General features: G+C 36.1%; 21 protein-coding genes. 13 read left to right on the top strand and 8 right to left on the bottom strand.

All coding sequences use genetic code 11. The features are described 5' to 3' along the window. Positions 1-238: 238 nt before the first annotated feature. The 7 genes from ACJJVW_RS11865 to ACJJVW_RS11835 form a co-directional block, all read right to left on the bottom strand. Entirely contained in the window at positions 239-1,732 is a 1,494-nt protein-coding gene (locus ACJJVW_RS11865) for a M48 family metalloprotease (RefSeq protein WP_405252082.1), read from the bottom strand. A gap of 4 nt (positions 1,733-1,736) precedes the next feature. Next, complete coding sequence (locus tag ACJJVW_RS11860; RefSeq protein WP_298325882.1) at positions 1,737-2,906, bottom strand: DUF6882 domain-containing protein; 1,170 nt, start codon at positions 2,904-2,906, stop codon at positions 1,737-1,739. 33 nt (positions 2,907-2,939) lie between these two features. Further along, the gene (locus ACJJVW_RS11855) at positions 2,940-3,596 is read right to left on the bottom strand and encodes a hypothetical protein (RefSeq protein ID WP_405252080.1); all 657 of its coding nucleotides are present in this window, start codon (positions 3,594-3,596) and stop codon (positions 2,940-2,942) included. Positions 3,597-3,609: 13 nt separating this feature from the next. Further along, the gene (locus tag ACJJVW_RS11850) at positions 3,610-4,581 is read right to left on the bottom strand and encodes a hypothetical protein (RefSeq protein WP_405252078.1); all 972 of its coding nucleotides are present in this window, start codon (positions 4,579-4,581) and stop codon (positions 3,610-3,612) included. 41 nt (positions 4,582-4,622) lie between these two features. Next, on the bottom strand, positions 4,623-5,033 hold the full coding sequence (locus ACJJVW_RS11845) for a hypothetical protein (RefSeq protein ID WP_405252076.1): 411 nt from the start codon (positions 5,031-5,033) through the stop codon (positions 4,623-4,625). Between the two features lie 103 nt (positions 5,034-5,136). Next, on the bottom strand, positions 5,137-5,874 hold the full coding sequence (locus ACJJVW_RS11840; RefSeq protein WP_405252074.1) for a LytR/AlgR family response regulator transcription factor: 738 nt from the start codon (positions 5,872-5,874) through the stop codon (positions 5,137-5,139). Further along, complete coding sequence (locus tag ACJJVW_RS11835; RefSeq protein ID WP_405252072.1) at positions 5,874-7,604, bottom strand: histidine kinase; 1,731 nt, start codon at positions 7,602-7,604, stop codon at positions 5,874-5,876. The genes ACJJVW_RS11840 and ACJJVW_RS11835 overlap by 1 nt, the downstream gene beginning before the upstream one ends. A gap of 388 nt (positions 7,605-7,992) precedes the next feature. Between ACJJVW_RS11835 and ACJJVW_RS11830 the strand changes: the two genes are divergently transcribed. The 10 genes from ACJJVW_RS11830 (at position 7,993) to ACJJVW_RS11785 (ending at position 15,263) form a co-directional block, all read left to right on the top strand. Then, a complete protein-coding gene (locus tag ACJJVW_RS11830; RefSeq protein ID WP_405252070.1) occupies positions 7,993-8,556 on the top strand; it encodes a TetR/AcrR family transcriptional regulator in 564 nt (187 codons plus the stop codon). A gap of 69 nt (positions 8,557-8,625) precedes the next feature. Beyond that, complete coding sequence (locus ACJJVW_RS11825; RefSeq protein WP_298325901.1) at positions 8,626-9,372, top strand: SDR family NAD(P)-dependent oxidoreductase; 747 nt, start codon at positions 8,626-8,628, stop codon at positions 9,370-9,372. A 260-nt stretch (positions 9,373-9,632) separates the two neighbouring features. Further along, on the top strand, positions 9,633-10,280 hold the full coding sequence (locus ACJJVW_RS11820; protein ID WP_405252068.1) for a hypothetical protein: 648 nt from the start codon (positions 9,633-9,635) through the stop codon (positions 10,278-10,280). A gap of 90 nt (positions 10,281-10,370) precedes the next feature. Then, a complete protein-coding gene (locus ACJJVW_RS11815; protein ID WP_405252066.1) occupies positions 10,371-10,871 on the top strand; it encodes a hypothetical protein in 501 nt (166 codons plus the stop codon). Positions 10,872-11,090: 219 nt separating this feature from the next. Further along, on the top strand, positions 11,091-11,300 hold the full coding sequence (locus ACJJVW_RS11810; RefSeq protein WP_298325908.1) for a hypothetical protein: 210 nt from the start codon (positions 11,091-11,093) through the stop codon (positions 11,298-11,300). An 11-nt stretch (positions 11,301-11,311) separates the two neighbouring features. Further along, positions 11,312-12,013 carry a hypothetical protein gene (locus tag ACJJVW_RS11805; protein WP_405252064.1) on the top strand — a complete coding sequence of 234 codons (702 nt, stop codon included), beginning with the start codon at positions 11,312-11,314 and terminating at the stop codon, positions 12,011-12,013. 190 nt (positions 12,014-12,203) lie between these two features. Continuing rightward, positions 12,204-12,485, top strand: coding sequence for a 4a-hydroxytetrahydrobiopterin dehydratase (locus ACJJVW_RS11800; protein ID WP_013749750.1), 282 nt, complete (start codon positions 12,204-12,206; stop codon positions 12,483-12,485). A 140-nt stretch (positions 12,486-12,625) separates the two neighbouring features. Beyond that, entirely contained in the window at positions 12,626-13,354 is a 729-nt protein-coding gene (locus ACJJVW_RS11795; protein WP_405252062.1) for a YebC/PmpR family DNA-binding transcriptional regulator, read from the top strand. Positions 13,355-13,700: 346 nt separating this feature from the next. After that, positions 13,701-14,780: a zinc metalloprotease gene (locus ACJJVW_RS11790; RefSeq protein ID WP_298325919.1), complete on the top strand. Its 1,080-nt coding sequence runs from the start codon at positions 13,701-13,703 to the stop codon at positions 14,778-14,780. A gap of 63 nt (positions 14,781-14,843) precedes the next feature. Beyond that, positions 14,844-15,263 carry a hypothetical protein gene (locus tag ACJJVW_RS11785; RefSeq protein ID WP_405252060.1) on the top strand — a complete coding sequence of 140 codons (420 nt, stop codon included), beginning with the start codon at positions 14,844-14,846 and terminating at the stop codon, positions 15,261-15,263. Between the two features lie 82 nt (positions 15,264-15,345). On the opposite strand, the gene ACJJVW_RS11780 is transcribed toward ACJJVW_RS11785, so the two are convergent. Beyond that, complete coding sequence (locus ACJJVW_RS11780) at positions 15,346-16,374, bottom strand: hypothetical protein (protein ID WP_405252058.1); 1,029 nt, start codon at positions 16,372-16,374, stop codon at positions 15,346-15,348. Between the two features lie 600 nt (positions 16,375-16,974). On the opposite strand from ACJJVW_RS11780, the gene ACJJVW_RS11775 reads away from it, so the two are divergent. The 3 genes from ACJJVW_RS11775 to ACJJVW_RS11765 all read left to right on the top strand — a co-directional run bounded on the left by ACJJVW_RS11775 (position 16,975) and on the right by ACJJVW_RS11765 (position 20,376). Further along, positions 16,975-18,366 carry an arginine decarboxylase gene (locus ACJJVW_RS11775; protein WP_339847290.1) on the top strand — a complete coding sequence of 464 codons (1,392 nt, stop codon included), beginning with the start codon at positions 16,975-16,977 and terminating at the stop codon, positions 18,364-18,366. Positions 18,367-18,479: 113 nt separating this feature from the next. Beyond that, positions 18,480-19,409 (top strand): agmatinase, encoded by a 930-nt coding sequence (gene speB / locus ACJJVW_RS11770; protein ID WP_405252056.1) that lies wholly within the window; start codon positions 18,480-18,482, stop codon positions 19,407-19,409. Further along, a complete protein-coding gene (locus ACJJVW_RS11765; protein ID WP_013749755.1) occupies positions 19,402-20,376 on the top strand; it encodes a deoxyhypusine synthase family protein in 975 nt (324 codons plus the stop codon). The genes speB and ACJJVW_RS11765 overlap by 8 nt, the downstream gene beginning before the upstream one ends. Positions 20,377-20,413: the final 37 nt, after the last annotated feature.

Raw genomic sequence — 20,413 nt, 5'->3', positions numbered from 1 at the left:
AAGATTACTTCTACTTTATTTCCACAAATTAAATCCTCAATTTGATTCACTAAAGTCTCAAATCACTTCACATTTTCGCGAAAGCGCACTTATTTTTTTTACCACGTATCATAGCGCACAAAAATCTCACAACAATAAAAAGGCAGCAATATAGTATTGCTGCCTTTCCTTCTTTGGAGCCCCCTAAACCCCATTCTAGCTTTGCTTTCGCGAAAGCGTAGAAATCTTTAAACCGTTGTTAGTCTACTCCTTGTGCATCGCTTATGACACGGTCTATAAAGTCTGTATTGATATGCAGTAATCTTGCTAGGTTGTATAGCACGATAATCTCACTGTCATCTATCTCGCCATCTGCATAGGAAATGATAGATAGATCTCGTAGTAAATTGAGTTTTTGCATGACCGAGAGCACTATGTGTAAATCACGTGTGAGCTCTTGTACCTCGCTTATCATCTCATCTTCTGTGAGTCCTTTTATGGTCATCATACAATTTGCAAAAACCTTAGGCGCTACAATACTGCTCAATGCTTGGATCTCTGAGTCGTCTACCACGCCATCTGCATTAGAAATGAGGTAACCTCCTAAGAACATTAAACGCTGTATTTTTTCTGAATGCTCGCTTTCGTCCTCTAGGTTTTCTGGCTCCATTAATGACATAATGCGCTTGATTTCTAGCTCCATCGCCTCTTCTGTAATCTCACCCTTGATGGTATCGTTAAAGGCTGCATAGGTCTCACTCTTATTAAAAAGCTCGAGTGCCTTAATCCTAAGCGGACTAAAAGGATGCGTGCTATACCAGTCTGAAGGATCGTGATTTGAATCGTTTAACACTTCCTCAAGATCACTAAACTGCTCTATGTATGCATTAAGCTGGAAGTCTAGAGAATCTGTAGTTACTCCAGAAGAAAGCTTAAAGAAAGTGCGTCCTACGGCTTCAAAATCTTGACAACATAGCAGTCCTGCTCTATCTGCGCTTATCTCTGCATTTCTGTTCCACGCAAATAACTTCATCGCGTGTATAGGTGCGAGATCATTCTCCCCGTGATCAAGTATCTGTCTCACTGGGTAGTCAAAGTGTTCAAATAGCACATGCCCTATCTCATGCCCTACTACAAAGGTGAGCTCATCTTTTGAGAATCGCTCCAGTATTCCTGATGATAGAATGATGTATAATTTATTATCATCTGGTGGATAGCATGAGGCATTAAACATATCACTTTGATATACAAAAAACTCAATATCTGCCTTAAGCTTCAAGGTTTGCTTGCAGTGTTCTCCTATCTCATGGAGCATGGGCGCAAGTGTCTTTGTAAGTCTTAAACTAGATTTTAATAGGTGTTTTCTAGACTTAAACTTGCTATTACCTTTATTTACTTTTTCTAGCGTCTTTTGAATCAACTCGTCTTTTTGAAAAGCGATTACATAGTCTCTATCTCCATCATATACGAGTAGATTTAAATCTACATCTGCCCTTTTATTTGTATAAATTTCTGGTTCTTGCTCTACAGTGGCTTTGTGATTGAGTGCATTTATTTCTTCAATACGTTTTGCATATGCAGTCGCTAGCTCTGATGTTATATTTTGAAAATCTACACTTGCTTCTTGTAGTTTTGCATGATCTCCAGATGCTTGTGCATCGCTTAGCTCGCTTAACATTTTATCTTGTGCAGTAGCTAGCGCTGTTTGATGTTCTTTTTCTAGTGCTGAGAGTGTTTCTGATGTGTATGACATATTGTTAAGCTTGAACGGTTATTTTTGAATTAGATAGTTTCATGAGCCTTCCCTTGAGGTCAAAGATTCCAAGAATTTGATCTTCGCCTTTTTGAGCGATAATGTTATTGCCTGGTAGCTCTACCTCATAACCTTTCTTTTTAAGGTAGAAATACAGACTGTATTTGTGAGGGAAGGAATAGTTTGCAGCAATAAATGTGAAGTGAGAGCATAACAAAGCCGGTGCAGTTCTCACCTTACTCTCTACTTCTTCTGAAGTAATGGTCACATACACAGTGATGCCTTTAAAAGGTAGCGCGAGGTAACAGCTTTCCTTTGCCATTACTGAGGCAATGGTCGCAAAATAAATTCCTGGGTCTGAATCGATCTCTAATTTTGGCGCTATAAAATCCTCAATATTACACGCCTTTCCTAATGCTTGTACTGCCTGTGATGTTTGTAAAAACTTTTCTGGGATACCGCTTTGATTATTTGCCCATGCCCATAACCAGCTTTTCTCATTTTCTGAATAGGTTCCTAGTACTTGAATGTCAAAGACCTTATCATCACCAAAGGTTACTTTACCCTCAAGCATGTCACAACTCCATCCTAAATCTTTTACCAACTCATCAAATATTTCTTGCTTTTCAAGTGATAATGCAATAGACTGGTTATACAATTCTTCAATAGTCACTGTAGACTCGCCAGTCTCCTTCTGACCACCAGTAGCAGCTGTGTCTGATGTATTTGCTGTGGCAGCTTCTGTAGTTCCCTCTGCAAACTCTTCTAGTTTTTCTTCTAGAAGTGACGTAATGCGTTCAGCTCTTTCTTCTACTTTATCTGCGTTTACCACTGGGCCGTGATTAATTTTCAAAACACCTTCTTCAAAGGTGATAGCGCGTTCTAGATTATGCTCATCATTTTCATTGACAATTACTACGCTCTTAAGACCTGACTTTAAAAGCTCTACTCCCATAGCGTCCTCGCAAATCACCTTAAAGGCTTCTATTAACGGTAAAAAGTAAATTTTAGGGAATGTATCATTATACAGGTGAGAGAAACGATCTTCCATTAACGTGTTCCACTCTATTTGTAAAGGCACTGTATAACCAGCTGCTCGGTTGATTTCGGTTTCTAATTGTGGAAATACTTCTTTTTGAAATGCTTGAATGATTCTTTTTTCTTTAAGTCCCATAATGTTGTGTTTTTATAATTGATAAAATTGTTTTTATAATAATTGAAGTAATTTTTCTTCTAATAATGAAGAAAGGTTTTGAGGCAAGGCTTTGTGTATTGCAATTGATATAGTTAGTGTGCTTGCCTCAATAGTAAGTTGTAATTTTTCTGCTTGTTGTATGACGATGTTGTCAACACCTAGCCAAGCTTCTTTTCCTAAGCTGTCTTTTGTAATTGACTCTATACAGTTTTTAAATGCTACAAATAGGTCTTGAACATTAAGTCTATTATTCTCCTCTTTGAGATCTAATGCTTCTACATTGACATGTTGAATCTGACTTCCTAACTGTGCTTTTTCATTTTTTAACCAGATTTTGAGTTGTAGTACTGTCAACTCATTTGAAGTGGATGATAATGGTCTACTTATCGCTCCTTGTGACAGCTCCACGACCATTTTTTTAGGTTGTTTTACTGTAACCATTGCAATGCTATGCATGTGTACATAGGATATTTCTTCGTTTTGAGTGCGTAAACAGATAGCTGTAGTGTGATTATCATCTTTTTTTAGATCAATGAGTAACCCCTCTAGGTAGACTCCGTTAGTCAGTGAAATCGCTATTAAAACGTCTTCTTCTTTTTTGAAAATAGACTGTAGGACTCCCTCTAACGTCTGGGCTACAAACGCTTTATAATATGGTGATGTATTCATGATGTAAACTGGTTTATGAGTCCTCTATGAGGTATTTATAATCATCTGGCAATTGCTCCATGAGATCAAGGAATATGTTATCACGGGAAATCGTTTTATAATCGTAGTATGACATGATTTTTAAATCCAGATCATCATAATCCATTTTTACTAAGAACATACCAGCACCCTCTGTTAAGTTATTAGGATTTTGAACTCCTTCACGAGGCTTGTGCTTCTCGATAGCCAAGTACATCGAACTTAAATCTGATTGATGTACCCATATTCGGTTTAAAAAAACTGGCGCATTAGGTTTTGAAAATTCTTGTTGCACCATTTGATCAATAGCATCTGCTTTTGTTGATCCGTAATTATTGATGATTATGGAGTTAGGATGATATCTATACGACTCCCTACTATCATCATAATTATTAGGTTTTACGATTAGTTCATAAAAACCTTTTCGCTCGGCTTTCAGCCTGAAATCAACACGTGCCTCTCTCGTCCAGGTATTGGGATATTTATCTAATACACTGCAAATTTTATTTGAGAAGAATTGAAAATCATCAAAAGAGGGGTCTTTATCTAGTGTGATGTTGATTTCATGATTAAAGACATTTACCTCCATGGCTACTACATCATCATCTAAGACTTGATACATCTCTTCTCTTAACAGAATTTCTTCTTTTTGATATTGTGTTAACGCCTCAATACTTCTGTCTTCTTCATAAAAATCGGGAACATACACATCATTATTTTTTGCATCCCATCTAAAATTGATCACAATCTCTGGATTTTCTTTAAGGCTCAATTCTACCCAGTAGAGGTTAGGATTCATTGTTGCTGTATTAAAATTCCTTTTAAAAGTTAGGATATCATATTTGTTATGATGATGCGTGTTTAAATACGTGTCAAATCCTTTTTTTGCGTTAGCATTAGAAACTCCGCAACTTCCTAAAAGCAGTAATACTGCTATAAAAATTAATGAAACAATAAATCTATACATACCAATACTTCTTACTAGTTCTACTTAAATGACACCTTCAACTACAAGTTGTTTTCTAATATAGTAGTGAGCACTTTTGTTCTGCTCTCCACATTATCTGCGTTTATTATTGGACTGTGATCCAAGGTTAACACACCATTAGAAAATGTAAATCCGTTTGCAGGATTGTGGTGATCTTTAGTATTAATAATATGTATTTCTTTTAAGCTCTCGGCTAAGGCTTCCTTACCCATCTCATCTGCGGTGATTGCCTTAAAAGCTTCTATAAGTGGTAAGAAGTAAATTTTTGGGTAAGAATCGCTATAAAGATGTAAGAAGCGATCTTCAAATAATGTGTCCCATGCTATGTTAAAAGTAACATCAAAACCTGCTGCTTCAATGATCGCTTTTTGTAGTTGTGGAAACTGCTCTTCTTGAAATGTTTTAGTAAATCTTTTTTCTTTTAATCCCATGATATTTTGTTTTTAAAGTTGTTATCTACTTCAAAACTAAGACAGGGATAAGGGTATTCTAGCAAGCGTTTTACATTCGCTATTTTTGGTTTTATAAGTGCGTTTAAAGTGTATCTAGCACTTGTTTTAAGTACGACTTTTTGCGTGTAGCTACTGGTATTTCCTCACCGTTTGTAAGATGTACTGTATTATTAGCATTAATAGTCTTAATGTACTTTATGTTTACTAAGTGTGACTGATGCACGCGTACAAAGGTGTGCTCGCTTAGTATATTTTCATAGTACTTAAGATTACGAGCGCTCATTATGGTTCTATCTACTGTATGAAAGACCGTATACGCTCCATCAGACTGGCATCGTACGATATCTTTAGTTTGTAAAAAATATTGTGCCTCTGCTGTCTTAATTAATAGGGTTTTCTCAATCTCTTTTTGATTGATCTCTGAGACTTTATCTACCGCATTTTTATAGACTTGCTCTTTTTTATAAGCGACTCTAAATCTATTTATACATTCTGATAGCTCATCAGAATCAATAGGCTTCAACAAATAATCTATGGTGTCAAATTTTATAGCTTTTATTGCAAATTCATCATAAGCCGTTGTAAAGATTATTTTAAAATCAATACTATCAAGTGCTTCTAGTATTTGAAAAGCATTTCCTCCTATTAGTTCTATATCTAGAAAAACAAGATCAGGACTTTCTGCTTTTAAAAATGAGATTGCTTCTGGGACATTATCAATTTTGGCTATCACATCAATGTCCTTTTGCGTGTACCGTATGAGTTTATCTAATGTGTTTAAGGCATTAAACTCATCTTCTATAATAACTGCTTTAATCATTACTGCTTTAATTTAAATGAGACCTTAGTACCTGTGGGATTCTTCTGTTCATCAAAGAGATCTTCAATTATAAATGATTTCTCCTCCCCCATTTTTCTCATTTTTAAACGTTCTTTAAAAATAGCGGTTGCGTGTAACTCTTCGGTCACTTTCTCTTGCTTTACTTTTGCAGATCTTCCTACTCCATCGTCTACAATAACAAATAATAGCTGCTTTGCCTCTTTTTCTATTTTAATCTCTAGCGCTCCTCCTTCTTTTCTTTCTTTAAGGCCGTATTCGATAGCATTTTCAACAAAAGGTTGCAACATCATAGGTGGCACTTTAACCTCTTTAGGATTGATGTCTGGATCATGATGAATTACATAGGTAAATGCATTATTAAAACGCAGTTGCTGGGTTTCTATATAATTAGAAATCATTGCTATCTCTTTATCTAAAGTGATAGACTCCTTCCTTACGTAATCAAAATTTTGCCTGATGAGCTTTGAGAATTTTGCAATATAATTAGATGACTTTATAGCATTCCCCTCTAGTGTAATATTTTGAATAGCAGCCAGCGTATTAAAAATAAAGTGCGGATTCATTTGCGCACGCAGTAAGCTTTGCTCTAGTGTCGTGGCTTTATTTGCTGCTCTCAATTTTGCACTATACACATAAAAACCTATAGCAACTAAGAGTGCAAGAAATAACAAAACGATACTTATTAATAGCCATTTGTTTCTAGCATTAATCTCCTTTTGATGCTCGATTTCTGTTTCCTTTTTCTTTACTTCATAATTGACATTTGCAAACTCTAAAAGATTGTCCTGCTCTAACCTACTTACATCTAGCTGCAGGCTATCTCTAATTATTTGATTATTTAAAGCTTGTGCATAATCACCATAAAAAAGCGAAACCGCCACCAGCCTGTCTCTCACATTAATCTCTTCCTTTGCATTCTTATTAGATTGATAAATATGAAGCGCCTTATCGTAATTAACGCGAGCAGAATCAATCTCTGAGGTCAATAAAAACAAATTACCCAGCCCTTTATATGGTGCTGCATTGATAACATTAATATTCTTATTTAACCTGACAGCTCCTCTCAGAAACTGTTCGGCATTCTCATATTTTCCTGCTTCTATGTATGTGTATCCTATATTATTGAGCACACTTACTAATATCTTGGGATCACCCTTAGACTGACTCAGATTCATAGCTTCGGAGTAGCTATTTAATGCCTTGTTATATTCTTTTAACTCTAAGTATATACTCGCTTTATTATTCTTTATCGCTATAATAGAAAGCGTGTCTGCTTGCTTGGAGTATAAACTATCTGTTGCCTCTATGTAAGACAGCGCCTTCTCATAATCTTTTAACTGGTAATGCAATTTAAATAATTGATTGTACGCCTTACCTTCTATACGATTATTATCAATGAGTTTGGCTAGGTGCAACGCTTTCAAAGCATAAGCCTGCGATCCTTCTACATCTCCCATATGTAAAGAAGCGCCACTTAGCGTGATTAAGGCGCGACCTTCATTATAACTATCATTTAAGTTTGTAAAAAGCTCATAGCTTTGCAACTGCGTATTAAATGCTTCCTCATAATGATAACTCACATATTGAGCTTCTCCTTTTTGAAACAAAAGTAATGCTCGTTCTCGCACACTAAGATCTTCATGGTCGTTCAGCAAACTATCTAGTATCACAATAGATTGCTCAGGTTGTAATTGTACCAGACTATCCATAGCAGCCAGTTTTTTCTCAACACTTGGACTAATCGTATTTTCCTGTGTACAGGCAGCCAGAAGTAACAGCAAGCACACACTAAAACCACATAGCTTTAGTATTCTATAAATTGTCATCATAAACAAAAATCTGGATATTGATTTCATGAGTTAGCACAAGTGAGTACTCATCGTGAATAAATGTGATAGTTATTATTTTCAAACACAATCAAGAGCTCAACAAATATAACCTTATGATGTAATCTATTAAAGATTATTAGAATGTCATCTGATAAATTATAGCCTTCAAAAATGGATGCTGCCATTGTTATGCTTTCGCGAAAGCGTGACTCAAAACTAAAATAGACAGACCTGTCTGTTTTTGAATATTTTGTGCTACATTTGCTCAATGAAACACGCCGAAGTAAAAAGTAGAATTATAAAAACCGCCTCAAGCTTATTTTATAAGAACGGTTATAATGCTACAGGTATCAATCAGATTATTGCTGAAGCTGGTATTGCAAAAGCGACTCTCTACAATCATTTTAAATCTAAGGAAGAGATTTGCTTAGCATATCTCAAACATAAAAACGTAAGCTTTCTTGAAGATTTTGAAGCGTTCACTACTTCAAAAACACAAGGAAAAGAACAACTCCTTGCTATCTTTGACTTCTTGACACTCTTCTATCAGCAGAAGGATTTTAATGGTTGCTGGTGCATTAAGACCGTGTCAGAGATACCAAAAGATAACAAGATCATAAGAGACGAAATCCAGTTACAGAAAAACACTTTCATTGCTCTTATCACAAAACTTGTAGCGGCTAATATCGAAGGAATAAATGAACCTCAAACAGCCTCTCTCGCTAGACAAATCTATTTACTTTATGAAAGCGCTGTAGGAGAAAGTCACCTGCACCAAGAAGACTGGCCTATTCTAGAGTCAAAAAATATTTGTGAACGACTCATCACTTAAAAAAATTTACAACTAAAAAGACAGACTTGTCTGTCTTTAATTCAAAATAAATAATTAAATAATTAAACTATGAAAGAATTTGAAAACAAAGTAGCCTTAGTAATTGGTGGAACAAGCGGTATCGGTAATGCGACTACAAATACATTACTTGAAGGTGGTGCAACGGTACACGTAGTGGGTAGAAACACAGATAAAATAAGTGATGCTCCTAACCTTATCAAACACACCGTGAATATCTCAAACACACAAGAAGTGGATGGTTTAGTTGCTAAAATCAGCGAGCTAGAAAACTTAGATTATCTTGTAAATGCTTCTGGAATCTTTGGCCCTAAGCCATTTTTAGATCACACAATGGAAGATTACAACTCTTACCAAGATCTTAATAGAGGTTTCTTTTTTATCACGCAGAGTGCTGCAAAGAAAATGAAAGCTACTCAAGGTGGTTCTATTGTAAATGTAGGATCTATGTGGGCTAAGCAAGCAGTAAAAGCAACTCCATCTTCTGCATATTCTATGCAAAAAGCAGGATTACACTCCCTCACGCAACACCTAGCAATGGAACTTGCCGAGGATAACATACGTGTAAATGCAGTATCGCCTGCTCTTGTAAATACTCCGGTATATAACAGCGTTTTTGGCGGTGAAGAAGAAGCTCAAAAAGCGCTCGTAGGTTTTAATGCTTTTCACCCAATAGGACGTTTTGGTGAGGCTCAAGACATCGCAAACAGTATTACATTCTTACTTTCTGATAAAGCAGCATGGGTAACGGGTGCCATATGGGACACTGATGGCGGTGTAATGGCTGGAAGAAACTAAATAACTATACATATTCACTCAAAGCCATAGCTCGTATTGTACGAGCTATGGCTTTTATTGTTTATGAGCACTATGTGTTTTTAAATGAATATTTCTCTTTTTCCACCTCTTTGCGGAAATCCGTAGCGAGATTCTAAAAAGAGTTTGTAGTTTCGTCTTGAGAAGCTATGACAATACATTAAACATAATGACAACTGTGTTGTTTTACGCTTTCGCGAAAGTTTAAATTAAGACATTACTAAACATCAACTAATCAATAAATGGACAGAAGAAAACTCAAATCAGTAATAGATCAAAAAAGAGAAAGAAATAAACATTTAAATGTTCAAATCAATTACTTACAAATAGTCGAAGAAGAGCTGTCATATAATAAATTTTTACGCTTTTTCAGCACCACATACCTCATTATCAAACGATTTATATTAATTACAGTATCATTATTTTTAATAATTGCTGGACTTGTTACTTATATCAATCCAGATTGGATATATGAAAACACAAATGTTGATGAATTTTTAATAGCCGATACTGAAAAATATTATAAAGATGTAGCTGGTGAAACATTTAAAGATTCCTTAATTAATCTGTCTACTAGTAATTCAGAAATAACACCCAATTCTATATTTGAAAGTTTAGAATACGGATTCAATAAAGCTATTGAAAATGAAGTGCATGAGATAATTATTAGTTTTGGAATTCTTTCAATCTTTATAGGATTTCTCTTGCTATATATCTCTAGGTTGACTAGAAAACTACGTGCACGAAACAAACAAATCGCAATAGCCGAGGAGAAAACATCAACAGTTTTAAAAGAATTTAAAAATATTTTCAATTCTGAAGAATGTGAATTACAAAATCTCGAAGATATTTATGACTATAACATAGTGGGTGAACAACAACGGAACTAGAAAAACATTCCATTATCATCAACCCCAAACCCCCTATTTTCGCGAAAGCGTAACTAACTATTAGAAACAATAAATCACTTCATCTCATCAATGAAAAACTCCCTAAAAACAGTACTTCTTGTACTAACCTTATTTGTATGTAACACCGCTGTTGCACAAGAAAATTTCAAAAAAACAACACTAGTCAAGAACATCTTCTCTGCATTGAAAAACCAAGATGATACTAAGGTCATAGAAAGTCTGGCTACCAAAGATGACATCTTATACCTCATCCCTATTATACAAGCAAGTTCTAGCGAAAACATACCTGAAGTAGCAATCATAATAGCCAACTTTAAAACAGAAGCAGCCAAGGATTTTAAAGAAGTACTGAGAAAGGGATCGGCCTTTAATGTGCAATGGGAAGACATTAAGTTACAGACGGTTCGTTATGAACCTCAAGATAATAATAAGATTGCTGCTATTGAGAAGGGACATATCATTCTAGTATGCAGTAGCAATGACGTTGACTTTGAAGTGATTTTAAGAAAATCTATCAAAATAAAAGACCACTGGCGATTAATGGGTAGAATGAAGTTTAGACTGCTGTAAGACCTTTGTTATGATAGAAATCTAAATTCCTACCTCAAGAAGATTGCTTAGACGTGAACCATTACATCTCACTACAAAATAGCAAATGGAACATAATTCTACCCACAATAGGTACGTTTTAAGGGTTAAAATACCATATTTAGGCGTTATATGATTATTAAATCACATATCCAAAGTAATACCTACTTTACATCAAATTAACACCCTAACCTGAATATTATGAAGAAAACGCTCTACACCCTAGTTATCTTGCTAGCTATTACAGTCAGCTCTTGTCGTGAGAATAAACCTGAAAATCTCGAAGTAGAAACTACGTTACAGACTATTGATAACGTAGAAGAAAATCTTGACCAAACCAACGAAGAGCTAATGAATACATCAAAAGAGACAGAAGAAGCTCTTATGGCGCTTGATTCATTAAACAATTAATTAAAAGAATTATGAAAAATATAAATAGGATATTAGGACTAGTATTACTAGTGCTTACAGTAACAACAGCTTCTGGCTTTGCACAAGGTAAATCTCAAGAAAAACGTAACGCTAAGGTAAAAGCTTCTAAGGAAAAAGTGCAAGAAGTAAGAGAAGATGCAGATGAGGAGATTGAAATAAAGGAAGAGAAATCAAGAAAATTTCAGAAAAAAGGAAAGAGTAAAGCAAAAGAAATAAAGGAACAGAAAGATTTAAAAAGCCCTAAAGATGAAGCATATGAAGAAACAGATGATTATGACTCAAAACCTTTAAAGGAGCAAAAAAAAGAGAAGAAAATAAAGAAAGAAAAGGAGAACAAAGGAAATGCTTATGGCCGAGAGAAAGGTGATATGAGTGGTAAGGAGTTTGGAAAACTTAGAGCAGCAGATGCAAAGGAAAAAATCCAACTTACAAATGAGAACCTTACAGAAAATGAAGAACTACTACGCCGAGGGAAAGAAAAGGTAAAACAGGCTAAAGATAGAGTTATCAAAGAACAAGCAGAAAAAGGTGCAAATAATCCAGACGTTTTAGAGCGTCAAAGAAAGATAACAAAAGCCGAAGAAAAACTTAACGAACTAGAAGCCGTGATTAGACGCGGAAAGGAAAATGTTAAGAAAAACACGACAGTCATTAGAGGTCTTGAGAAACCAAAGACTGACTCGAATAAATAAGCAATACAATATTCAAGAGCCTCATCAAATGATGGGGCTTTTTTAATGGTAGGTTGTGAGTTTGTACATGTAGCTTGACGCCATTAGAGCACTACAATTTTATAAAATGCATTAACAAAGATTTAATCGAAATCCTATTTTCGCGAAAGCGTAATTATCTATCTTTATCTAGCACTTTAAAAACAAGCATATGAAACTTACAGACGATCAAATCAACAATAGACTAGAAGATTTTCCAGACTGGGAGTATGACGATAACGCGATACACACCACGATTGAGTTTGAAAACTTCCGCGAGGTGTTTGCAACCATGACGCGTATTGCCTTTGAGTGTGAGAAAATGGATCACCACCCTACCTGGACAAATACGTATAATGAGCTAGAAATCTCTCTTAACACACACGATGCAGATGGTGTGACAGAAAAGGATTTTGACCTTGCAGCGGCTATAGATGATATTTTAGGCGCATAAAGGACTATAAATTTTAAAGAAATCAACCGATTTCATATTTTTACCGCGATCAATACTTTTTGTATTGATCGCGTTTTTAATTACACTATTATTAAAAAGGAGATTTTTGCTTACGCGAAAATATCTATTACTTTATATACATGGGAAGAGCATTTGAGTTTAGAAAAGCACGTAAAATGAAGCGCTGGAGCGCAATGTCTAAGGCATTTACACGCATAGGTAAGGATATTGTAATGGCCGTTAAAGAAGGTGGTCCAGATCCAGACTCAAACTCGAGACTGCGTGCGGTAATACAGAATGCTAAGGCGGTAAATATGCCTAAGGATAACGTAGAACGTGCCATTAAAAGAGCGTCAGATAAGAGCCAAGGCGACTACAAGGAAGTAATCTTTGAAGGATATGCACAACACGGTATCGCAATACTTGTAGAAACCGCTACAGATAACAATACACGTACGGTGGCAAATGTGAGAGCTGCTTTTAATAAATGTGACGGTAACCTAGGTACCTCGGGATCTGTAGTATTTATGTTTGACCACACTTGTACTTTCCGTGTGAATGCAGAGGGACAAGATGTAGAAGAGATAGAACTTGAATTTATAGACTTTGGTGCCGAAGAAGTTTTTGAAGATGAAGACGGGATACATATCTATGCGCCTTTTGAAAGCTATGGAGCGATACAAAGCGCCCTTGAAGGAAAAGGAATTGAGATCTTAGAATCTGGTTTTGACCGTATACCACAAGTAACTAAGCAACTTACTCCAGAGGAAGAGGCAGATGTAAACAAGCTTATCGATAAGCTTGATGAAGATGATGATGTTCAAAATGTATTCTCTACGATGCAAGCAAATGCAGAGGAAGAAGAGTAAAAATTATACGTTTTATATATATAAAGCTTCAAGGTAAACCTTGAAGCTTTTTTTTGCTTTAAAAACTGTGTATTTCATCGAAAATACAATTCCCCGAATACTAAATATGCCGAAATACGAGATTTGAAAAAATAATCATAGGCTCACTTAACGCTCAAAAGATTAGAAATATAAAAATATCCAGACTTAATCTATTAAGTCTCCTTTATATATTGTTGAAAATTAGCACATTAAAATAACCATCTATCTACTCTTGAAAAAATTCAATATTTTGTTAATTAAATCATAAAATAATTAACAAATTTTAATACATTGTGATGGTAACCCTATTAAATTTTTGATAATTATGAAGAAAATACTATTTAGCGCTGCAGTATTAGCAATGATGTTTACATCATGTGAGAAGGATCAGGATGAATCTCTAGCAGCAGTAGAAGAACAACAAATTGATATGAGTGACTTCTACTTATATACAGAGGACGATAATTCTGGCCGCTCAACTGGCGGAAGAGATTGCCACTCTATGAAAGTTCTTAATGATAAATTAGATAAGGATCCGTCGTTATATGCAAGCATGTATAATGTAGAGTCTAACGTACGTTCTATTATTAATTCACGCTCAAATGCAAAAGGTAAACCAGGAGGTAAGCCAGGCGGTGGTGACACTGGTGGTGGTGATACAGGTGGTGGCACTACTGATAACTTAGGGACTATTAATATCCCTGTAGTTGTGCACGTACTTTATAGTAACAATTCTGAAAATATTAGTGATGCACAAATCGCATCTCAAATCGCTGTTCTTAACGAAGATTTTACACTTCAAAATAGTGATGCTTCATCAGTACCTGCACTATTTGCAGATAGAGTAGCAAATAGCGAGATAACATTCACACTTGATCAAACTATTAGAAAAGCTTCTTCTACAGCAACTTGGGGCACTAATGACGCGATGAAGTCTTCTGCAAATGGAGGGTCTAACGTGGTAACGCCTAGCACACACCTCAATATCTGGGTTTGTAACATAGGCGGTGGAATATTAGGTTATGCGCAGTTCCCTGGTGGTGCTGCAGCTACTGATGGAGTAGTAATTTCTCCTCAGTACTTTGGTAGCACAGGAACGGCTCAAGCTCCTTTTGATGGAGGTCGTACGGCAACTCATGAAGTTGGACACTGGTTAAATCTTCGTCACATCTGGGGTGATGGTCGTTGCAAACGTGATGATTTTGTAGCAGATACTCCTTCTTCTGATCAACCTAACTATAGCTGCCCTTCATTCCCTACTACACACTGTAGATCTACAGATATGACTATGAACTATATGGATTATGTAAATGATGATTGTATGTATATGTTCTCAAATGGTCAAAAGGAAAGAATGAGAGCATTATTTGAAGCTGGGGGAGTACGTAGTGGTTTTATAAACTAACTAAACACTTTCTTTCAAACTACAATACAGCGCCTTTATGGCGCTGTATTTTTATATTTACATATGAAATACTTTCTCTATACCTTCCTCATCATAATGAGTGTGCAAAAATCATGTAGTCAACATACTGATGATAAAATGACAATCAACTACACCGCGCAAACAAGGGGTTTCAATTATGAAATTTCTATTGTCGAGCATACACTTACTTACACAAATAGCTCGGAAAGTATAATAAAGCAACAACGTGCATTATCTACAGACGAAGTAGCGCAAATAACATCCCTTATTAGAGATATTGATTTACCTCAAATAAAGGATCTAGTGCGACCTAGTACCGGCGCGTATACAGATAGAAGTGCTATAGCCAGTTTGCAAATCTCTCCTTCAAAGAGCGAGATGTATAATTCATCTCAATTTGACCATGGCAATCCTCCTACTCAATTAAAAGCTTTAATTACTTATCTCCAATCATTACTGTAGACTTTTCATAAGTCTGAAATTGACGCATAAAAAAAACCCTCAAGATTTTTCTTGAGGGTTTTTTAATGGAATTATGTGACTACTACTCTTGGTATAAATACAAAGATGAAGCCCCTTCTAATTCATTGTTTACAGTTGGAGCAAGATCTCCTCCTGCTTGTACGTTTGCATATGCAAGCACTCTACCTCCAGCATTTGCTCTCTCTGCAATATATACGATATCATTTACTGCATCATACTCTGCTGCTACTGGGTTACCTAAAAAGGTAGCTGCTCCAGCTACACGCACTTGGTTTCCTGCTACTGCAAGAGTTTCTCCATTTGCTACGGCAGCAAATTTGGACTCAAAGTTTGAAATCACGTGGAAACCACCGTCTGTATCTGATGCTGCATCTCCTACATCTGTAAGAATCATTGTACCATTACTCTCTGCAATACCATGTGTTCTTACAATACCTTCTATAGTAATTCTCTTAGAAGGTGTAATTGTTGCATCTGCTGTGTTTGTTGCTGTAAAGTCTGCAAAAACTGCTACATCAGAAGTTTTGTCAACTACTGCATACAATGTATTTCCTACAAATTCGATTCCCCATAAAGCAAAATCAGTAGTTACCGTGTTTCTTAAAGTAAAGTTTCCTCCAGATTTTTGGAAGATAAAAATTCTACCATCTGCTGTTGCTGGATCACCATCTACGTCTGCATTATCTGCAACTACATAAAAATCTCCATTTACAGCAAGGTCACGTGGACTTACTAATACTGCATTACTACTTACTGTTGCAGTAAGATTAATTCCTGCAGTAGACAGCAGTACGTTTCCATAAGCATTTAATTGTAGTCCTGATCTAGATGCCTGAGTTACCTCATCACTAGAACCATCATAATAAATACCTTCTGCATCTGTAGAAACTGTACCAAAGCTAGCAGCTGTTATATTTGAAGTATCTCTCACGTCATATACTGTTACATCACCATCACTATTACTTGATGCATAAAGTTCTGCACGTGAATCTGCAGTTACAACAGTTGATCCTCCTTCATCATCAGATGAACAGCTAGCAGCTACTAATGCTGCTCCTAAAAGTAATCCACAAATTTTTATTGATTTCATAAACGTAATTTTAAAAGTTAAATTGATTATTGTTTTGCATATGTACGTTGAAAAAGGTTTGAGTGGTTTCCTAAAAAATTGAGATTAACACAGTTTAACGATTGGCAGCTTAATTTGGCAATGATTTAAAGACTGCAGTTCTTGTACTTTAAAAGTAATTTCATGGTAATTACTTTCTCATAATCAAAAAATTACAGGCCGATTTTAAATCTGAATAAATAGCCTTCAAATTTTAAAAAGTTAAATATTTGTTAATTACTTGACAAGCTATTTCACTAATTGAAATTTGAGTTTATGTTTGCCGCGCAAAATAAGTTTGTTCAATCGAGCTTATTGCCTACTCTTAATGAAAAACAATTTCATATTCGGGCTTAGGATGATTACAAAGTCTAATCCAACAGCTGCCCAAAGATTTGGGAACCGAATGTTATGGCCGGCTTGTACCATCAATATCGCTATTAAGCGTTTAGAGGAATTTGCATTCTCTCCATTTACTGTTTTTATTTTCCGCATCTGAGGTTCATAGACTTAACCTTTTCTTAAAGGGGATATCTCCCCTATTTCTATACCTTTTATACCTTACACTTTTAAAACTAATTAATGAAGACCAAGTACATTGATCTCATCGAGCAGACGTATTATTTCCCACAAGAGGAATTTAACCTTAATAAAAACCACTTAGAGTTTCATGGCATAGACCTTATGAAACTTGTAGAGCAATACGGTGCACCACTTAAGTTTACTTATTTACCTAAAATCTCTGATAACATACAACGAGCAAAAAAATGGTTTGCAGATGCTATCGAGGCAAATGGTTATGAAGGAAGCTATAACTACTGCTACTGTACAAAAAGCTCACACTTTAAGCATGTACTCAATGAGGCGTTGTCTAATAATATCCACATCGAGACTTCGTCTGCATTTGACATAGATATCGTAGAGAGCTTAAAGGCTGCTGGAAAAATAACAGACGACACCTATGTAATAAGCAATGGTTTTAAACGTGATAGATACGTAGAAAACATCGCTCGCCTAATTAACAATGGTCATAAAAATGCAATTCCAGTAATTGACAATTATGAGGAGATAGAACTACTAAGCAACCAGATTAATGGTAAGTTTAAAGTAGGTATTCGTATCGCATCTGAGGAGGAACCTAAGTTTGAATTTTACACTTCAAGATTAGGAATAGGGTATAAAAACATTGTTCCATTCTTTAATAACCAGATCAAAAATAACGAGAAGGTTGAGCTTAAAATGCTTCACTTCTTTATAAACACAGGTATACGCGACACCGCATATTACTGGAACGAGCTCATGAAGTGTATTAAAGTGTACATTAATCTTAAAAAGATTTGTCCGTCACTTGATAGCCTAAACATAGGTGGAGGTTTCCCTATAAAAAACTCGCTTGCTTTTGAGTATGATTATGCATACATGATTAATGAAATCATCGCACAGATCAAACAAGCTTGTGATGATGCAGATGTAAAGGTGCCTAATATTTTTACTGAGTTTGGCAGCTTTACTGTTGGCGAAAGCGGCGGAGCTATTTATGAAGTACTTTACCAGAAGCAACAAAACGACCGTGAGAAATGGAACATGATTAACTCTTCATTTATCACAACATTACCAGATACCTGGGCTATAAATAAACGTTTTATCATGCTAGCTGTAAACCGCTGGAATGAGGAATATGAGCGCGTATTATTAGGTGGTCTTACCTGCGATAGTGATGACTACTATAACAGCGAGCAGCACATGAACGCGATTTATATGCCTAAATACAAGAAAGACAAACCACTTTACATAGGATTCTTTAATACAGGAGCATACCAAGAGTCTATAGGAGGTTTTGGCGGACTGCAACACTGCCTCGTGCCTTCTCCTAAGCACATCCTTATTGACCGCAATGAAGATGGAGAGATTACCACAGAAGTGTTTGCAGAGCAGCAAACGAGTGAGCAATTATTAGGTATCTTAGGGTATTAAATACGCTTTCGCGAAAGCAAAACAAAAAAACATTAAATCAATTATATAACCACTAACAGTAACAACACCGAGAAAACAACATTCTCACTTTACATCTAACATCTAGTATCACCATGAAAACGTACGCAGGCATACCACAAGAATATGCAGGAGCTGAAAAAGCTAAAATTGTTTTACTTCCAGTTCCTTATGACGGAACTAGTACTTGGGGCAAAGGAGCAGACAAGGGTCCTGAAGCATTTTTACATGCTTCTGAAAATATGGAGCTTTACGACATTGAAACAGGAAGCGAAGTTTACAAACAAGGGATACACCTTGCAGATCCTATCACAGAAAACGCATCACCAGAAGCAATGGTGGAGGCTGTACACAAGATTGTAAAGAAAAACATTAAACGTAACAAGTTTGTTACCATGTTTGGTGGAGAGCATTCTGTATCCATAGGTGCCATTCGTGCATTTAATGAGACTTTTGATAACCTCACAGTACTACAACTAGATGCACATGCAGATTTACGTGAGTCTTATGAAGGCTCTACTTGCAATCACGCATGCGCTGTGTATGAAGCAAACCAAACTACAAATCTTGTACAAGTAGGAATACGTAGTATGGATGCCATAGAAAAAACAGTGATGAATGAAGAGAATGTTTTCTTTGCTCACGAGATGGCAACAGACGATTACTGGATGGACAGTGCGATTGAGGCAATGACAGAAAATGTATATGTAACATTTGATCTAGATGCCTTTGATCCATCTGTCCTTTCTGCCACTGGAACTCCAGAACCTGGAGGATTATTCTGGTATGAAACGTTAGACTTCTTACGTCGCGTGTTTGCAGAGAAGAATGTTGTAGGTTTTGATATTGTAGAGCTTTGTCCTAATGGAAACAGCAAACCTTCTGAGTTTGCAGCGGCAAAATTATACTACAAAATGCTCAGCTATAAATTTGAGCAAGAAGATGCTGGAGAAGAGTACGAAGTAAGCGGATTACAAGAAAAAAGCAAAAAAGTTAATCAAGAAGAAGACGATTATAATGACTAATAAAGGAGCAATATCACAATTTATTGAGAAGTACTATCTACACTTTAACTCAGCTGCGCTAGTAGATGCTGCCAAAGGGTATGAAGCACAACTAGAAAAAGGATCAAAAATGCTTGTTTCTCTTGCAGGAGCAATGAGTACTGCAGAGATAGGAAAAATCTTTGCAGAGATGATACGCCAGAAAAAAGTGCATATCATTTCTTGTACAGGCGCAAACCTTGAAGAGGATATCATGAATCTTGTGGCCCACAGTCACTACAAGCGTGTGCCTAACTATAGAGATCTTACTCCTCAAGATGAGTGGGATTTACTAGAAAAAGGACTTAACCGTGTTACAGATACGTGTATTCCAGAAGAAGAAGCTTTTCGTCGTATTCAAGAGCATATCGTAAAGATATGGCAAGATGCGGAGGCTGCTGGTGAGCGCTATTTACCGCATGAGTACATGTATAAGCTGTTACTTTCTGGAGTATTAGAGCAGTACTACGAGATAGACATTAAGGATAGCTGGATGTATGCAGCTGCAGAGGCAAACTTACCTATTATCTGCCCAGGTTGGGAAGATAGTACTATGGGTAACATCTTTGCGAGCTACGTGATGAAAGGAGAACTTAAAGCTACGACTATGAAGTCTGGAATTGAGTACATGACATTCCTTGCAGACTGGTATACAGCAAACTCAGAAAAAGGAATTGGTTTCTTCCAGATAGGTGGAGGTATTGCTGGTGATTTCCCTATTTGTGTAGTGCCTATGCTTTATCAAGATATGGAGCGCACAGAAACTCCTTTCTGGAGCTATTTCTGCCAGATAAGTGACTCAACTACTAGTTATGGATCTTATTCTGGAGCTGTACCTAATGAAAAAATCACTTGGGGAAAACTAGATATGGATACTCCTAAATTTATCATTGAGAGTGATGCGACTATTGTAGCGCCATTAATCTTTGCTTACCTCTTAGATATGTAAATAAGGTGTCTCAACACATCTTTAATAATAAACGCAT

This window comes from Dokdonia sp. Asnod3-C12 (genome assembly GCF_045063975.1).
Classification (GTDB): domain Bacteria; phylum Bacteroidota; class Bacteroidia; order Flavobacteriales; family Flavobacteriaceae; genus Dokdonia.
The sequence above is the reverse complement of the archived record's forward strand: the minus strand, read 5'-3'. Positions and strand labels throughout refer to the sequence as shown.

What these genes read in the sequence shown, in the direction of transcription:
- ACJJVW_RS11805 (WP_405252064.1), top strand. Translation starts at nt 11,312, where the DNA reads ATGAAAAATATAAATAGGATATTAGGACTAGTATTACTAGTGCTTACA.
- ACJJVW_RS11780 (WP_405252058.1), bottom strand. Translation starts at nt 16,374, where the DNA reads ATGAAATCAATAAAAATTTGTGGATTACTTTTAGGAGCAGCATTAGTA.
- ACJJVW_RS11790 (WP_298325919.1), top strand. Translation starts at nt 13,701, where the DNA reads ATGAAGAAAATACTATTTAGCGCTGCAGTATTAGCAATGATGTTTACA.
- ACJJVW_RS11765 (WP_013749755.1), top strand. Translation starts at nt 19,402, where the DNA reads ATGACTAATAAAGGAGCAATATCACAATTTATTGAGAAGTACTATCTA.
- speB (WP_405252056.1), top strand. Translation starts at nt 18,480, where the DNA reads ATGAAAACGTACGCAGGCATACCACAAGAATATGCAGGAGCTGAAAAA.
- ACJJVW_RS11845 (WP_405252076.1), bottom strand. Translation starts at nt 5,033, where the DNA reads ATGGGATTAAAAGAAAAAAGATTTACTAAAACATTTCAAGAAGAGCAG.
- ACJJVW_RS11855 (WP_405252080.1), bottom strand. Translation starts at nt 3,596, where the DNA reads ATGAATACATCACCATATTATAAAGCGTTTGTAGCCCAGACGTTAGAG.
- ACJJVW_RS11820 (WP_405252068.1), top strand. Translation starts at nt 9,633, where the DNA reads ATGGACAGAAGAAAACTCAAATCAGTAATAGATCAAAAAAGAGAAAGA.
- ACJJVW_RS11850 (WP_405252078.1), bottom strand. Translation starts at nt 4,581, where the DNA reads ATGTATAGATTTATTGTTTCATTAATTTTTATAGCAGTATTACTGCTT.
- ACJJVW_RS11860 (WP_298325882.1), bottom strand. Translation starts at nt 2,906, where the DNA reads ATGGGACTTAAAGAAAAAAGAATCATTCAAGCATTTCAAAAAGAAGTA.
- ACJJVW_RS11785 (WP_405252060.1), top strand. Translation starts at nt 14,844, where the DNA reads ATGAAATACTTTCTCTATACCTTCCTCATCATAATGAGTGTGCAAAAA.
- ACJJVW_RS11825 (WP_298325901.1), top strand. Translation starts at nt 8,626, where the DNA reads ATGAAAGAATTTGAAAACAAAGTAGCCTTAGTAATTGGTGGAACAAGC.
- ACJJVW_RS11835 (WP_405252072.1), bottom strand. Translation starts at nt 7,604, where the DNA reads ATGGATAGTCTGGTACAATTACAACCTGAGCAATCTATTGTGATACTA.
- ACJJVW_RS11865 (WP_405252082.1), bottom strand. Translation starts at nt 1,732, where the DNA reads ATGTCATACACATCAGAAACACTCTCAGCACTAGAAAAAGAACATCAA.
- ACJJVW_RS11840 (WP_405252074.1), bottom strand. Translation starts at nt 5,874, where the DNA reads ATGATTAAAGCAGTTATTATAGAAGATGAGTTTAATGCCTTAAACACA.
- ACJJVW_RS11775 (WP_339847290.1), top strand. Translation starts at nt 16,975, where the DNA reads ATGAAGACCAAGTACATTGATCTCATCGAGCAGACGTATTATTTCCCA.
- ACJJVW_RS11815 (WP_405252066.1), top strand. Translation starts at nt 10,371, where the DNA reads ATGAAAAACTCCCTAAAAACAGTACTTCTTGTACTAACCTTATTTGTA.
- ACJJVW_RS11830 (WP_405252070.1), top strand. Translation starts at nt 7,993, where the DNA reads ATGAAACACGCCGAAGTAAAAAGTAGAATTATAAAAACCGCCTCAAGC.
- ACJJVW_RS11800 (WP_013749750.1), top strand. Translation starts at nt 12,204, where the DNA reads ATGAAACTTACAGACGATCAAATCAACAATAGACTAGAAGATTTTCCA.
- ACJJVW_RS11795 (WP_405252062.1), top strand. Translation starts at nt 12,626, where the DNA reads ATGGGAAGAGCATTTGAGTTTAGAAAAGCACGTAAAATGAAGCGCTGG.
- ACJJVW_RS11810 (WP_298325908.1), top strand. Translation starts at nt 11,091, where the DNA reads ATGAAGAAAACGCTCTACACCCTAGTTATCTTGCTAGCTATTACAGTC.